Raw genomic sequence first — 13,245 nt, 5'->3', positions numbered from 1 at the left:
TCACACTTTCGGCAGTTGGTGACATCGCGGGCGATTTGCTTCCCAGCTTTAGCAGAAATTCCATCTGAGACACTACCGACCGATTGCCCATGCTGCCGGGCGGCAAGCGCCCCCGATCGAGCCGAAAAAATACCCGCTCTGGAACCGTCTGCACGTGCGTGAACATAATGGCTCGGCGAAAGGCTCGTCCTGGTGGTGAGCGGTCGTTCGCTGCGGCAAGCCCGAACAACTGCCATGCGGACTTTCGGGACGTTGGCCCAACCGGCACTTCCGACCCATAGTTGACGTTCAGAGATGAAGACCTAGGTTGTCGATTTCTTGCGGAAAGGCTATTCGTTGCCTGCCCGCTCCTCGTCGCCCTCCGGCCAGTCGTCGTCCTCTTTTGTCCCTTGGGAACGTCGTCGAATCTTCGCAGCAAAGACATGGTAGGGTATCTCTCCGCTCCCGTAGGCGGCAAGCAGGTCCTTGTAGAGGTCGAATTTATCCCGAGCTGCCACGGCCACATTCATCATGTCAGTAGTGATGAACTTAAGCAGGCGGGCATCAGGATGATTGCCCATGCGGATGTCGTGGTAGCCCAGCATATCCTTGTGGCGCACTCGGGAGACTATATCAGCGGCCGTCTCTGGCATGAGTTGATTGTAGGTCTGGTGAACCAAGGCGCCAGCCGTGTTGAGTAGCTTAAAGGTCACGAAGGGAATGCGGCGGGCGATGAACACCGGCAGGCAGTTGAGCACGGTGCATTTGAGGAGCAAGTCTCTGATTTCCGAGCGGTTCGGGTACATCCATTCTCGCACGTTCTTGCACTCCAGCCCGAGAAATCCTGCGTCCGGGTGGAGGACCATAAAATCGAGCAGTTTCTGGCCAGGTAGGACCCGGATGCCGATGTGGTTGGGCGGTTCTGTCTTCGAATAGATTTTACTATCGTCGTGCGTGTGCAAGTCCGGGAAGTGGCCAAAGAAATCCAGGTCTTGGACCGCACAGAGCGCGCGGTAGGTCGCAATCTCCAATGTCTGCCCGTAACGGGCTGGTAGGTTGTTGGCCGTGAATGCACGAAACAGATTGGCGAGTTCCTCGAGGCGTTCTGTTACAACCTCGGGAGGTGTGTTGGCGAGGTGAAACCAGGTGTTGCCGGCAGTCTCGGTCTTCTGGACCAGGCCCTCCTCAACCAGTTCGTTGCGCGCCGGGATCAGTACATGGGGGTCGATGCGCATGTGGCTTGGGCCTGCATCGGCAATTTTCTGTTCGAGAGTGCGGGCGTTCGCCACAATCTGCCTTTGCAGGACAAGCATTATGCGGCGCTTTGCGAGATCGTGACGATCCTCCTTTTCCCGCTCGGCCATGTCCCCTCTTATATATATTTAGCAGTATTTCCCCCGGTCGCGCTGCGGCTCTGGGGCATGATAAGGCAGCAATGCCGGTTACCGCAATTGGCAGCAGTCCACTGCTGAGGGTGGAGAGCGGTCGGCCCGATAGGTTGAATGGACGACTGCTTCGGGCTCTGTCGCGACGATAACCACGCCGATCGGAATGTCCGCAATTCAAAGATCTGCGTCTGTAAGCTACCGGCCCGCTTGGCGGCCCCACTTGTGCCGTCGCGTGTGCTCGATCTCGCCTCCTAGCTCAAAAGGGTTGGTCAAGCCGTGGATGAAATTTTCCCTCTTTTCCGCTAAACCCTTGAAAAACAAGAAGAACAGAACTTTTTTCACCCCGTTTCATCCCCGCTCCCACCACCGCCTCTACCATTGCCCCATCGCTCTTATGGGAACCGGATGCGCACCGGGTGTTCGGGAGAGCGGCGGCAGCCTCCCCCTTCGGGGTCGGTTCCCGGAGGCATGCGAGGGCCCGCGACAGGCCGGCGGTGCCGGGGCACTGGCGAGAGCCGGTGCGGCGCGGACACCGCGGAAAAGCCGCTAGGGCTTTCCTTCGGCCCGGCCGAGCCCCTCGATGGGCGCGGTCGGGAAGGAGGAAGGCCCGAGAGACCGGTCGACTGCGGGACAGCGGCCGGCGGGGTGCGTTTTCCGCGCCTGAAAAATAAACAGAGTGGCACGGACAACGCGCCCCGCTTCCCGATCTTTGAAATGGCCAGACGGTGAAGCCGGGCGTGGCGAGGATGGCGTGCGTCCCCGGAGGCGTTGGAGCGGGATGAATTCAGGTCGGGTCACCCCGACGCGCGTCATCCCGGAAGCCGGAGCACAGCGGAGGCTGTCCGGGATCCATTCCGGAACGTCTCCGTCACGGACTGGATACCGGCCTTCACTCCGTTCCAGCCGGGATGACGCTCGGTCGGGAGTGACCCGACCTGGCCTCATCCTGCTTCAGGGGCCACCCAGCAGCGAAGAGGAACTCCGTCGCCCCCTAAAATCCGTTCTGGATCCGCTGGAAAATGACGGTTGTGAACGACGAGATCTGCGCCCCCACGAATGGACCGGAGAAGGCGACGGCGAGCAGGATGGCGACGATCTTGGGCACGAAGGTCAGCGTGATCTCCTGCACCTGGGTGAGGGCCTGGACGAGCGCGATGCCGACGCCGACGACCATGGCGACGATCACGGCCGGGCTGGAGGCGACCAGCACCGTCCAGATGGCGTATTGCACGATGTCGAGGGCGTCGGCTTCGTTCATGGTCAGCGGATCACCACGCCGGGGCCGACGATCACCTCCTCGCCGCCCTCGAGTGTCGCCACGACGCCGTCGGCGTAAAGCTTGACCTCCGAGACGACGCCGGTCACCGTGCCGTCGGCCGAGGTGATCTCGCGGCCCACCAGTCCGCTCGCCTGGGAGAGGGAGGAAGCGGCCAGGATCTCCTCCAGCCTGGCGTTCATCTGGACCGACTGCTCGACCTGGGAAAAGGTGGCGAGCTGGGCGACGTAGTCCGTCGATTCCATCGGGCTCGTCGGGTCCTGGTTCTTCATCTGGGCCACCAGCAGGCGCAGAAAGGACTGGTAGTCCACGGTCTGCGGCGCGCCGGCCGCGTTCTGGCTTTGCGTTGCCGCGTTTACGGCCGAGACATCCATTTCATTCTCCCACGGCTTGCGGCAGGGCGAATTCTTCCTGCCGGGACGACGTCCGGAGGATCTCCTCCTCCAGCGGATAAAGGGCGCGGATCGCTTTCAGCGCCTCGTAGACCCTGTCCTCGCAGACCAGCGTGTCGACATGCTTCAGGCCGGCCAGCACCCGCTCGTTTTTGAAGGTGGCCAAGAGGTTGGAAAGGGTCTGGCGAAAAAGCCGGCGGGCCTTTTCCGCACCGTCCGGATTCATCATCATCACCTGTGCCACGAAGTAGAGCTGGCGCAGCGGCGTGCGCGCATCCTCCGGCTGGAGGACGTGGCTTTGCAAAAGGAACTGCACGTCGTTGAGGAATTCCAGCGAGACTTTCCGGTCGACCTGGATGACAGCGCCGTTGACGTAGATCTTCTCGCCCGCCTTCAGCGATATCTTCAGCGTGTTGGTCATTTCAGGCCGTCGCGGATGATCTGCGAAATCTCGATCAGGCCGTCGAAATTGTCGGAACGGCCCTGGCGGACCTCCTCGCCCTCGCGCAAAAGCCACAGGCCGATGGAGATCAGGTTGGCGCGCAGCGCCTCGGGCAGCTCGTTCTCCGGGCTGCCCAGATCCTCGACCAGCGCGGTCCACACCTGGTTCATGAACAGAATGGCCTCGATGGCCTCGTGCGAATTCGGTCCGGCCTTGCGCGCGGCGTCGAGCAGCTCGATCGAGCGGGTCAGCAACTGGCCTTCGCGGTCCTTCGCGTCGGCCACCGAATCCGCCTGAATCTCGCTGTAGGAGAACTGGTACATGGGCTGTGCGATCTCGCTTGCTTGCGGTTACGGCAAATATCTGAGCAGGCTCAGCTGCTGGATGCGTGCGGTAAGCGCGTAGGATGTCTCGATCTGCGTCAGGAGTTCGTTGACCTTGGTGGCGGCTTCGTAGGGATCCACACCCTCCAGGTCCGTGATCATGGTCTTGAAAAGGTCGACCTGGGAGGAGATACGCTCGCTGGCGTCGCTGACGCGCGTCTGTGCGATGCCGACCTCGGACTGGACATGGGCGATGTCGGATAGAGCCTCGCCGACGAACTGCGTGCCGCGCGCGTAAAGCGCCGTGCGTGCGCCTTCGCCCAGCGGGATCTCCAGGAGGTCCGTCAGCACTGCGGCCGTCATGGCGATCTTGCGTATGCCCGCCTCGTTGGCGGTCATCGAGGTCTCGGCGGTCTCGTTGAGCGTGATGCGGCTCGTTATCTTCCGGTCCGAGGCATTGGACCAGTCGTCCCACCCGCTTCCCAGGAAGTATGTCTCGACCTCGTCGAGGAAGGCGTTCATCTCAGCGGCCGTGATGCCGGCGGCCGCCGGGTCGGTCTGCGTGAAGCCGAAGTGGCTCTGAAAAAGGGTGTCGAAGCCCTGTTTGTTGGCGGAAGCCGGGTCGGTGAAATCGTTGATCGGCCTGGTATCGGTGTTGATGCCGGCAAACAGGTGTTCGCCGTTCACGCTGGTGTTGAGGATACCGGTCATCGTCTCCAGGCCGCGTCTGGCTTCCTCGGCAACGGTCTGCGGCGCGTTTATGTCGGAGGCAGCCGTCAGCGTGGTCAGCAGTTTTTCGCCCAGGCCGTGAAGCTCTTCGAGCCCGTCCTGGGTGGCGGCGAGCCGGCTCGCCGCCATGCTGTTGGCATCGACCAGCCCTTCAAGCCGCTCGACGTCGCGGGCCATGGAAAAGGATGTGCCGGCGCGCGCGCCGAGCACCGCACCGGGATCGCTCAAGCGGCTCGTGGTGGCCTCGTTCTGGCTTTGCACCAGCTCCGACTGCAGGCGCATCATCTGATAGCGTAGCGTCTGCGACATGCTGGTGGTGGAAATGAAAGAGGTTTTCATCGGTCAGCGCGCCACCTGCATCAATTGTGAAAGCATCTCGTCGACGACGCTCATCAGTTTCGCCGACGCCTCATAGGAGCGTTCGAGCTCCAGAAGCAGAGCCATTTCCTCGTCGATGTTCACGCCTGTCGCGTTCGAAAGCGCGGTGGCGGTGTGCATCGCCAGCGCTTCCTTCGCCTGCGCGCCGCTGCTGGCCTCCTTGCGCAGGCCTTCCAGCCAGCCGATGGATTCGCTCGTGAAGGCGTTCAGGCTCTTCGTCGTCCCAAGCGAAGCAGCGGGATCGAAGACCATCGGCTCGTCGAGGCCCGCAATGTAGCTGTCGAGCAGGTCCGAGAAGGAGGCCGCGTCGTCCGGATTGTGGTCGTACACGATCCCGTCGCGCAGCCGCTCCGGATCACCGCCCGCCGCGGCGTCAACATTGGCATTGATGTCGATCCTGCCTGCGAGCCCGTCGACCAGCGCGCCGGAAGCGGGCAGGCCCGGCCCGCCGTTCCAGGTGAACAGGCCGGCCATGTCGGCCCCCGTACCGGCGGGATCGGATTCGGCGAAGGCGGTGATGAGCCCGCGAGCGGTCTCGTCGAGCTGGCGCTGCATGTCGACAGCTACCTGGTCCCGCAATTGCAGGCTCGCGGCCAGGCTGCCCGAGGCGGTGGTATTGCCGCCGGTGCCGGAAGCCAGCGGTACGCCGTCGATATAGACGGCGTTGCCGGTCATGCCGGGTGCGAAAGCCTCGGTGCGCGCGAAAGTGATCGCCCGCGGCACCGTTTCGAAGAGGGTCGTGCCGTCCGCCGTCGTGACGACCAGGTCGTTGTCGGCGCGGCTGATCGTGGAGACGGGCACGTATCCGGAGATCTGCTTCAGGAGCGCGTCGCGCCGGTCGAGCGCATCGGAGACGTCGCGTCCGGCACGCGTGCCCCGGACCACTTCGGTGTTGGCGGCCTCGAACTGGGCGAGCAACTCGTTCAGCTCTCCCACCGAGGTGGCGATGTCGGCGTCGAGTTCGGTGCGGAAGGATTGCACGGCTTCCGTGCCGTTGTTGAGCGAGCGTACCATTCCGCGCGCCGCTTCGACCGCCGTCTCGGCAAGGGTGCGGTTCGATGGCGCGGCGGCGTAGTTCTGAAGCGCGGTCTGCAGTTTGCCCAGCGCGGAAGCCGGCGAGGTGGCGTTGTCGGTTCCGTTCACTTCGAGCCGCAGCCGGTCCAGCCCCTGCGATATGCGCGACTGGCCCTGCCAGCTCGACAGCGCGGAAAGGTTCTGCTTGAACAGGGCATCGTCCGTCGCCCGGCGGATCTCGCTGATGCGGGCGCCGGGTGCCGTGCTGGAAAGGACACCGTCGCGGCGCGTATAGTCCGGATTGGAGGCTTCGGCGACGTTGCGCGAAACGATATTGGTTTGGCGGGATGCGTTGAACAGTGCGGATTGGGCGATATTCAGTGCGGAAGTAAGCGACATTTTCTCTCTTTCCGAGGCCTCGTCCTGTTTTCAGCCCCTTCGCCTCTATCGCTTCAGATTGACCAGAAGCTCCATCAGCTCCGAGCCGGTCTGAAACACCTTGGAGTTTGCGGTGTAGCTGCGCTGTGACTGGATCATGTCGGTAAGCTCTTCGGCGATATCGACATTGGAGTTCTCCAGCGCGCCGGACACCACCTTGCCGGCACCGACCTCCATGGCGTTGCCGTAGAAGACGGGGCCGGAATTAGGGCTCTGGGCAAACACGTTGCCGGAAAGCACTTCGAGCTGGTCCGGGCTGGTGACGGTGCCGAACTGGATCTCGTAGAGGGCAACGAAGGATCCGTCCTCGTATTGCGCGTAGACGGTGCCGTCGGTATCGATCTGGATGGTGTCGATCTCGCTTCCCAGCGCTCCGTTCGCTTCGGCTTGCTGGAGCTTGTATTCGTTGCCCGTCTGGCTCAGCGAGACATCGAGGTCGACCGTCTGACCCTGTGGCAGGTTGACGGTTCCCGACAGGTCGGCCGTCAAGGTTCCGGTAGAGGCGTTGAAGCTTGCGGTGCCGAACGCGTTTCCATCGACCGTGATGTCCCAGTCGGCCTCGCCGGTGGCTGTGTCCTCGCTCACCTTCTCGAAGACGATCTCCATCACCTGCGTGTTGCCGGTCTGGTCGACATAGGAGAGCGAGGCGGTGTGGGTATAGCCGACATCGGCGCTGGCCGGCAGGTTGGCTGCGAAATCGCCTTCGGTCGACGGGGTGGGCAGACGGTTTGCGGCGGTGATGCTGATCGCCTCTTCCGCACCCGTCTCGAGGTTCGTGCCCATCAGGTAGAAGCCGGCGGCGTTGACCAGTCGGCCGGTATCGTCGGGCACGAAGGAGCCCGCGCGTGTCAGGTAGTCCTGTCCGTTGGCGTCCTGGACCTTGAAGAAGCCGTCCCCCTCGATCGCCAGGTCGGTGACCGAGGTGGTGTATTGCAGCACGCCCTGATCGGAGATGGAATTGCGTACCGTGGTCGTGACGCCGCCGGAATTGTAGGAGCCCTGGGTGCTCGGGACCACCAGCGTCGAGAACTCGGTTCTGGCCTTCTTGTATCCGTTGGTGCCGGAGTTGGCGATGTTGTCGGCGACGGTGGACAGGCGGTTGGCCTGCGCGTTCATGCCGGACACACCGGTCTTCATCATGCCGTAGAGGCTCATCGCGGACGTCTCCTCGTATTGCGCGCCTTGAGGGGAGTCTAGCCGCCGGGACTTGCGTGAAACTGGCGTGGCGGCGTTCCGCCCCGCCGCCCCGACGGGTTCACCCCACGAGCCGGTATCCGAGATAGCGCTTGGAATCGATGGGATCGAAGCCCAGCTTCTGGCGCAGCTTCTTGCGCAGCTTGCTGATGTGGCTCTCCACGACGTTTTCCTCGACCTCGTCGTCGAAGATGCCGTAGATGGCGTTGAAGATCTGTGTCTTGGTGACCCGCCGCGAGGCGTTGCTCGCCAGGTACTCCAGGATGCGCCGCTCGCGGCGCGGCAGCGGCAGCGGCTCGCCGTCGATCTCCGGGTCGCGCCCGTCGGTGAAGATGCGCATCGGGCCGATCTCGGTGAAGCTCGTTTCCTGCTTCTGCATGCGCCGCGTAATCGCGTTGATGCGGGCCAGGATCTCGCGCACATGCACCGGCTTGCGCACCACGTCGTCGACGCCGGATTCGAAAAGCCGCAGCGTATCTTCAAGGGAGTTCTTCTCGCTCAGCACGAGTACCGGAGCGCTCGAGCGGCCGCGAATCTTGAGTGTCGGCTTCTCGGGCGCAGCGCACTGGCCGAGGAGGAAGGCGCTGACCGATTGCAGGTCTTCCTCCGGGGCCGTCGTCACCCACTCCCCGAACTCACCGGGGCTGAAGCCCGCGGTGGCGACACCTTCCTTGTTGAAAAGTGAATTATAGCCCTCGGTGACGAGGTCGCGTTCGTCTACGACGATAATCATTCGGCCGCCCTCCGAATCAGTTGCCCCACCAAGAGGTACCCGGTCGGCGGAATCGGGCACAATAGTTTTTTTATGAAAATTTTAATTCTTTTTCGATACGACAAAGACTTCAATCAAGGATTGCAGAACATGCGTGCCTTTGCAGTCCACTCCCCGAAACCCGTCGCCACCATATTGGCGATGACGCGGCATAGATATCGCTTCTGCGCGGGGTCGTTGTTCGGCCCGGCGTGATAGCGGGCCACCGCCATGGACCAGGTCTCGTTCTGCTGTTTCAGGTGCTTCAGAAAGCGCCCTGCGTAGTCCACGTTGTGCCGGGGCTCGAGCATCTCGGCAAGGCTGCGGAATTCGCCGGCGTGGTAATGGTGATTGATCTGCATGCAGCCGAGGTCGATGAGCCTGGCGCCCCGCCTCCGCGCCCGGGTGAATTCGGCGATCGCCTCCGCGGCGCTTTTGGCGAAGACGGCCTTTCCCTCGATGTTCAGCGCATAGGGCTGAAGACTGCCCTTCACGCCGGTTTCGGTCAGGCCAACGGCGTAGAGGATACCGGGCGGGACGTCGTATTTCTCGGCCGCGCGCAAGATCTCCGCTTCGCACGGATTGGCCGCGGCGAGGGTGCCCGTCAACAGAAGGCTAGATATACAGGTCGCCGCTCGTTTCAGCATCGTCATGTCCCTCGGCCGGCCTTGCGCCGCGGTTTCCATGGCCGCCCTCGCGATGAGAGTTGGCGGCACCGCTTTGCTGCTCGCCGCTGCCCGGACCGGACTGAAAACCCTGCTCCCGGCCTGTCGTGCCGGCGTTGACGTTCGTGCCCTGGGGCGCCTGCTGAACGGTGATGCGGTCGATCTCGTAGCCGAGTGCGCGCAGCGCCCGCGTGATTGCCTCACCGTCCGCATGCAGTCTCTGGCGCGCGTCGGCGGTCTCGACCTGAAGTTCTACCGATAGTTGCTCTCCGGATACCGTCAGCCGGGCCGTCACCATGCCCAGTTCCGCCGGCTGAAGCTGGATCTTCATCACGTGCAGCGTCTCCGTGCGGCGGAAGGTGCCGGCGGCGGCCTGTGCCGCTTCGCTCGCAGTGCTCCTGAAGACCGGATCGGCCTCCAGCGACGACACGAGTTGGCCCCCGGTGAACCCCGTTCCCGAGGTGGTGGAGCCGGTCGCCGGTGCGGGCGCCGTCTGGACGTTCACCACACGAAACGGCTTTTTGCCGTCGTCGGCGCCGGGTTCTGCATCCGGATGCCTCTCCCGCGCGCCGTCCGCTCGTGCGCCGTCGATCCGTGCGGCGAGCGCTTCGATGCGCGCTTCGTGCGCCCGTGCCTTGTCGGCCTGAAGGAGAGGCTCTCCGCCGGAAGCCGCACGCGACGGGGCAGGGCGTTCTGCGGGCGGGCGCAACGCCGTTTCCGCCGCCTCTGCACCAGCCGCTTCAGCGCCGCCTATCTGTTTGGCCAAGGCAGCGCTGGATTTGGCTGCCGCACCGGATGTTTCCGTGGTGCGGTTCGGTGGGTCTTGGCTTTCAGTGGCAACTCCGGTGCCTTCGCCGCGTGCAGCGGTGCTCTTCATTCGCAGCGGAAGCTCGGCGGCGGCCTTGCTATTGCCCTGCGCCGGTTCGGCGCCGCGCTTCTGCGGTGTCCGCCCGAGGGAGGCGTCGAGGGGCAGGCGGAGCATTCCTTCATCGCTCACGCCAGGCATCTCATCGTCAGGGGCGTCCTGCCCCGCTTCCTGCGGAAGAGAGAGCTTTTCGAGAAACCCCTTGATCTGCCAATCGCGCCGCCCGGTACCTTCCTGCCCGAGACGTAGGCTCGCCGCGGATTGCTCTTGCCGCCCATCTTCCAGCGCATGGTGAAAGGTCAACGCATCGGATGGAAGTTTTCCGGACCTGCGCCCGGCATCCTGCATGCCCGTCAGCATGGCCGGACCGCCTGCCTTGATCGCCTCCGTCATGGTCTTGCCTCCTCCCCGAGAAGCACATCGATGGCGCGGAGCTTGTCCCGCGTCGCGGCGACATATTCGGCCGTCGCCGGAGCGGCGTCGGTCTCGTCCTCCGCTTCGGCCGGAGCGGCTTCGGCGCGCTTCGCGAGTGCCGGTGGTGCGATTACGTCGGCGGCGATCTCGCGCGCTGCCTTCAGGAGGCGCCGGTCTCCGCTCGACAGACGGGATTCGTCGATACGTCCCAGCACCGCCAGCACGTCGTCGACGTCCGGCGAGGCGACCCGGGCCGCATTGGCGTAAAGAAGGGCGCGGGGGTCGTCTTCCGTCTCTTCCGCGGGCGCATATTCCCGGGCCTTGCCCGCGGCGAAGGCGAGCAGCTCGCGGTGGCTGTCGATGGCGCTCTGGCGGGCGATGCGCAGATAGATCGCATGGGCCTTTTCCCGGTCCATCTCCGCGACGATCGCCTCCAGCACGTTCAGATCGATCTCGGCCTGCAAAGCCACGACCCCGGAAACGAAATCCTCCGCGTAGCGGCTCGCATAGGGCGAGCGCACGAAGCGGCGCACATATTGCTCGGCCGCCCGGAGAAAGCGTTCGGTGGCTTTCAGGGACGCGCTGATGGCGACGCTGCGGCGCAGCGCCGCTTCCTCGATCAACGTGCCGGGGCTGAGCAGCCGCGCCCGGTCGAAAAGGTCGAGGGCGGCAGCCGGATCTTCCTGCGTCACGAGCGATCCCGCCATCAGGGCCAGGGGCGCGGCGAGCACGCCGTCGAGATCGAGCGGTTCGATTTCGCGCAGCAATTGGCGCGCGCTGGCGGCATCGCCGTGCGCATAGCGCACCACGCCCCGGGCGAAGGTTTCTTCCGCACCTTCGAAATTCAGCCGGGAGACGATCATGTCCAGCGTTTCCGGATTGCCGCCGCTGGCGCCGTAGATCAGTACCGCGTCTCGGTTGCGTGGGTCCTCGAAGGCTTCCAAAGTGGCGGCACGCAGACGCCCGTCGATGATGCCGAGCAGCTTGGCCTGCATGGGAAGGGCTGCGTGATCGCCATCGGCGATCCTGTCCTGAACGCGCTGCAGTGAGCGCACCATCTCATAAGGCTCCAGCTCTTCGGCCGGCGCGTGCGTGCCTGAAAACGCCGCCAGCAGAGCCGCCGCCGCCAGCCGGCCTTTCATCGCGGCATCTCCAGCAGGATCTCGATGCGCCGGTTGGCGGCGGCGAGCGGATCGTCCGGGCGTTTCAAATGCCGGTCGGCGAAGCCCGCCACCTCTTCGAGCCGCGCCTCGTCCAAACCGCCGCGCACCAGCATGTACTGAGCCGCGTGTGCGCGGGCGGTGGAAAGGCGCCAATTGTCGTAGTTTCCATCGCTGAACGGCCGTGCGTCCGTGTGTCCGTGCACGCGCACCAGGCCGGGTCTTTGCGCGAGCACGCGGCCGATCTTCTCCATCGCCGTCACCAGCGGACGGGCCGGCACGGCGGAGCCGACCGGGAACATGCCGTTACGGACGTCGTCCATGACGGAGATGAGAACGCCGTCCTGTCCCGCCTCGACCGTGACGGAGGCGGCGAGGCCTTCGCCTTCGAGCGCTCTAGCAAGCGATGTGCGCACGGCATCGGCCGCCCGCTCGCGCGCTACGGCTTCCGCCTGCGGCTCCTTCTCCGCCGGTTTCGCCTGGTCGGGCCGGGTACTTTCTTCGGCCGGTGCAAGCGGCTGGGCCTCTGCGACGCGTTCAAGGGTGGGCGCGCCCGCCGGTTCACCGCTCGTGTTCTGCGCAGCCGCGCTTGGCTCTCGCGCCTCGACGCGCGAGAGGCGTTCTGCGCCGGTCTCCTCGGCGCGCGCGTCGCCACCGAAGGGATTTTCCCGCGCCTCGTCGGGATCGCCCTCGACACCGGTCCGCGGCTCCGAGACCTGCTGCGACCAGAAATCCGGCGCGAAGGGGTCGCGGTAAGCCTCTCCGCCGGAGGCGCCGGAAGACGGGCCGGCATCCTGCTCGCCGCCTTCGCCTTTCGGCGAGACGTTCTGGTCCATGCCGGTTTCGGCAGCGATCTCGGCCAGGACCGCATAGGGGTCGGAGAAGAAATTCTCGTCGGAGACCCTGCCCGTCTCCTCGCCTGCCCCCCCGACACCCGGGCCGGGGGTCTGGTCGCGCTCATCGGCCGGCGTTCCGTCGGGATCTCCGACATGCTGCGGTCGAGCGTGGTTCTGCGGCGCCAGCCCCATGTCTTCCAGACCCTTGCTGCTGGTGCTGCGATCGATCAGCTTGACGGGGTTGAAGTAGCTGGCAAGGGCGGAGCGCGTCTGCTCGTTGGCGGCGTTGATCAGCCACATGACGAGGAAGAAGCACATCATCGCGGTCATGAAATCGGCGAAGGCGATCTTCCAGACGCCGCCGTGATGGCCCTCGTCCTCGTCGTCGCCGCCCCGGCGCACGATGATGATTTCCGGCTGGCGTTCCTCGCCGTCGGCCATCGTCATGACAGCACCTCGGCAAGGGTCCCCGACCATTCGGCGAGACGCGTTTCGAACAGGCTCTCATCGATCCTCGCAGTGAGGTCGAAACCTGTCCCCTCGGAGAAATCCACCGAAGCGGCTTGCGGCCCCAGCCGCGCGCGCAGCGCATCGCACAGAAAGGTGGTGCCGCTGACGCGAACGCGCACCGAATCCTGTTCGGCGAGCGCATCCTCCACGATGCGCGCGAGTTCGTCGACCGCGCGGCTTTGCAGATCTTCTGTCAGGACCGCGCCGAGAACGCGTGCGGCGCTGGCGCAGGTCCGGGATATGACCTCCTGCTTCATCTCCTCGAAGTTTCGGGAGATGGCTTCGCCGGCCTCCTCGCCGAGTCGGCGGACGGTCTCTTGAAGTTCCTCGGCGTGGTGCCGGCGCTCGGCTGCCAGTTTTTCCTCGAACTCCTTTTCGAGGCGCTGGGCGAGCGCCGCCTCGGCTTCGGCCACCGCCATTTCGACGGCGGTCCGTCCCGCCGCATCCGCGATCGGGCGCGGCGGTATCGGATCGTCAGCCCGCCGCGCGGG

The 13,245-nt window shown here is 64.5% G+C and carries 14 protein-coding genes; all 14 read right to left on the bottom strand.

Going from position 1 to position 13,245, the window contains the following annotated elements; all coding sequences use genetic code 11:
* Positions 1-329: 329 nt before the first annotated feature.
* Positions 330-1,343 carry a hypothetical protein gene (locus tag ACFP9U_RS18610; RefSeq protein WP_378623753.1) on the bottom strand — a complete coding sequence of 338 codons (1,014 nt, stop codon included), beginning with the start codon at positions 1,341-1,343 and terminating at the stop codon, positions 330-332.
* 1,015 nt (positions 1,344-2,358) lie between these two features.
* On the bottom strand, positions 2,359-2,625 hold the full coding sequence (fliQ, locus tag ACFP9U_RS18605) for a flagellar biosynthesis protein FliQ (RefSeq protein ID WP_378623751.1): 267 nt from the start codon (positions 2,623-2,625) through the stop codon (positions 2,359-2,361).
* Between the two features lie 2 nt (positions 2,626-2,627).
* The gene (gene flgD / locus ACFP9U_RS18600) at positions 2,628-3,017 is read right to left on the bottom strand and encodes a flagellar hook assembly protein FlgD (protein ID WP_378623750.1); all 390 of its coding nucleotides are present in this window, start codon (positions 3,015-3,017) and stop codon (positions 2,628-2,630) included.
* Position 3,018: 1 nt separating this feature from the next.
* Positions 3,019-3,456, bottom strand: a complete 438-nt coding sequence (gene flbT / locus ACFP9U_RS18595) for a flagellar biosynthesis repressor FlbT (RefSeq protein WP_378623748.1) — start codon at positions 3,454-3,456, stop codon at positions 3,019-3,021.
* Positions 3,453-3,800 carry a flagellar biosynthesis regulator FlaF gene (gene flaF, locus ACFP9U_RS18590; RefSeq protein ID WP_378623746.1) on the bottom strand — a complete coding sequence of 116 codons (348 nt, stop codon included), beginning with the start codon at positions 3,798-3,800 and terminating at the stop codon, positions 3,453-3,455. Before flaF ends, flbT begins: the two co-directional genes overlap by 4 nt.
* A 27-nt stretch (positions 3,801-3,827) precedes the next feature.
* Entirely contained in the window at positions 3,828-4,868 is a 1,041-nt protein-coding gene (locus ACFP9U_RS18585; RefSeq protein ID WP_378623744.1) for a flagellar hook-associated family protein, read from the bottom strand.
* Between the two features lie 3 nt (positions 4,869-4,871).
* Entirely contained in the window at positions 4,872-6,320 is a 1,449-nt protein-coding gene (gene flgK / locus ACFP9U_RS18580) for a flagellar hook-associated protein FlgK (protein ID WP_378623742.1), read from the bottom strand.
* A gap of 45 nt (positions 6,321-6,365) precedes the next feature.
* Positions 6,366-7,514 carry a flagellar hook protein FlgE gene (locus ACFP9U_RS18575; RefSeq protein ID WP_378623740.1) on the bottom strand — a complete coding sequence of 383 codons (1,149 nt, stop codon included), beginning with the start codon at positions 7,512-7,514 and terminating at the stop codon, positions 6,366-6,368.
* A gap of 100 nt (positions 7,515-7,614) precedes the next feature.
* Positions 7,615-8,286 carry a winged helix-turn-helix domain-containing protein gene (locus ACFP9U_RS18570; RefSeq protein WP_378623738.1) on the bottom strand — a complete coding sequence of 224 codons (672 nt, stop codon included), beginning with the start codon at positions 8,284-8,286 and terminating at the stop codon, positions 7,615-7,617.
* A gap of 113 nt (positions 8,287-8,399) precedes the next feature.
* Positions 8,400-8,951, bottom strand: a complete 552-nt coding sequence (locus ACFP9U_RS18565; protein ID WP_378623736.1) for a transglycosylase SLT domain-containing protein — start codon at positions 8,949-8,951, stop codon at positions 8,400-8,402.
* On the bottom strand, positions 8,920-10,227 hold the full coding sequence (locus tag ACFP9U_RS18560; protein WP_378623734.1) for a flagellar hook-length control protein FliK: 1,308 nt from the start codon (positions 10,225-10,227) through the stop codon (positions 8,920-8,922). Before ACFP9U_RS18560 ends, ACFP9U_RS18565 begins: the two co-directional genes overlap by 32 nt.
* Positions 10,224-11,390, bottom strand: a complete 1,167-nt coding sequence (locus ACFP9U_RS18555; protein ID WP_378623731.1) for a chemotaxis protein — start codon at positions 11,388-11,390, stop codon at positions 10,224-10,226. Before ACFP9U_RS18555 ends, ACFP9U_RS18560 begins: the two co-directional genes overlap by 4 nt.
* Positions 11,387-12,691 (bottom strand): MotB family protein, encoded by a 1,305-nt coding sequence (locus tag ACFP9U_RS18550; RefSeq protein ID WP_378623730.1) that lies wholly within the window; start codon positions 12,689-12,691, stop codon positions 11,387-11,389. Before ACFP9U_RS18550 ends, ACFP9U_RS18555 begins: the two co-directional genes overlap by 4 nt.
* Positions 12,688-13,245 (bottom strand): hypothetical protein (locus ACFP9U_RS18545; protein WP_378623728.1); only part of this gene is annotated, 558 nt, incomplete at its 5' end. The genes ACFP9U_RS18550 and ACFP9U_RS18545, both read right to left, overlap by 4 nt.

Source organism: Nitratireductor sp. GCM10026969, assembly GCF_042660605.1.
GTDB lineage: Bacteria > Pseudomonadota > Alphaproteobacteria > Rhizobiales > Rhizobiaceae > Chelativorans.
The sequence above is the reverse complement of the archived record's forward strand: the minus strand, read 5'-3'. Positions and strand labels throughout refer to the sequence as shown.

What these genes read in the sequence shown, in the direction of transcription:
- flbT (WP_378623748.1), bottom strand. Translation starts at nt 3,456, where the DNA reads ATGACCAACACGCTGAAGATATCGCTGAAGGCGGGCGAGAAGATCTAC.
- flaF (WP_378623746.1), bottom strand. Translation starts at nt 3,800, where the DNA reads ATGTACCAGTTCTCCTACAGCGAGATTCAGGCGGATTCGGTGGCCGAC.
- ACFP9U_RS18610 (WP_378623753.1), bottom strand. Translation starts at nt 1,343, where the DNA reads ATGGCCGAGCGGGAAAAGGAGGATCGTCACGATCTCGCAAAGCGCCGC.
- ACFP9U_RS18555 (WP_378623731.1), bottom strand. Translation starts at nt 11,390, where the DNA reads ATGAAAGGCCGGCTGGCGGCGGCGGCTCTGCTGGCGGCGTTTTCAGGC.
- ACFP9U_RS18570 (WP_378623738.1), bottom strand. Translation starts at nt 8,286, where the DNA reads ATGATTATCGTCGTAGACGAACGCGACCTCGTCACCGAGGGCTATAAT.
- ACFP9U_RS18565 (WP_378623736.1), bottom strand. Translation starts at nt 8,951, where the DNA reads ATGCTGAAACGAGCGGCGACCTGTATATCTAGCCTTCTGTTGACGGGC.
- ACFP9U_RS18575 (WP_378623740.1), bottom strand. Translation starts at nt 7,514, where the DNA reads ATGAGCCTCTACGGCATGATGAAGACCGGTGTGTCCGGCATGAACGCG.
- ACFP9U_RS18560 (WP_378623734.1), bottom strand. Translation starts at nt 10,227, where the DNA reads ATGACGGAGGCGATCAAGGCAGGCGGTCCGGCCATGCTGACGGGCATG.
- flgK (WP_378623742.1), bottom strand. Translation starts at nt 6,320, where the DNA reads ATGTCGCTTACTTCCGCACTGAATATCGCCCAATCCGCACTGTTCAAC.
- ACFP9U_RS18550 (WP_378623730.1), bottom strand. Translation starts at nt 12,691, where the DNA reads ATGACGATGGCCGACGGCGAGGAACGCCAGCCGGAAATCATCATCGTG.
- flgD (WP_378623750.1), bottom strand. Translation starts at nt 3,017, where the DNA reads ATGGATGTCTCGGCCGTAAACGCGGCAACGCAAAGCCAGAACGCGGCC.
- fliQ (WP_378623751.1), bottom strand. Translation starts at nt 2,625, where the DNA reads ATGAACGAAGCCGACGCCCTCGACATCGTGCAATACGCCATCTGGACG.
- ACFP9U_RS18585 (WP_378623744.1), bottom strand. Translation starts at nt 4,868, where the DNA reads ATGAAAACCTCTTTCATTTCCACCACCAGCATGTCGCAGACGCTACGC.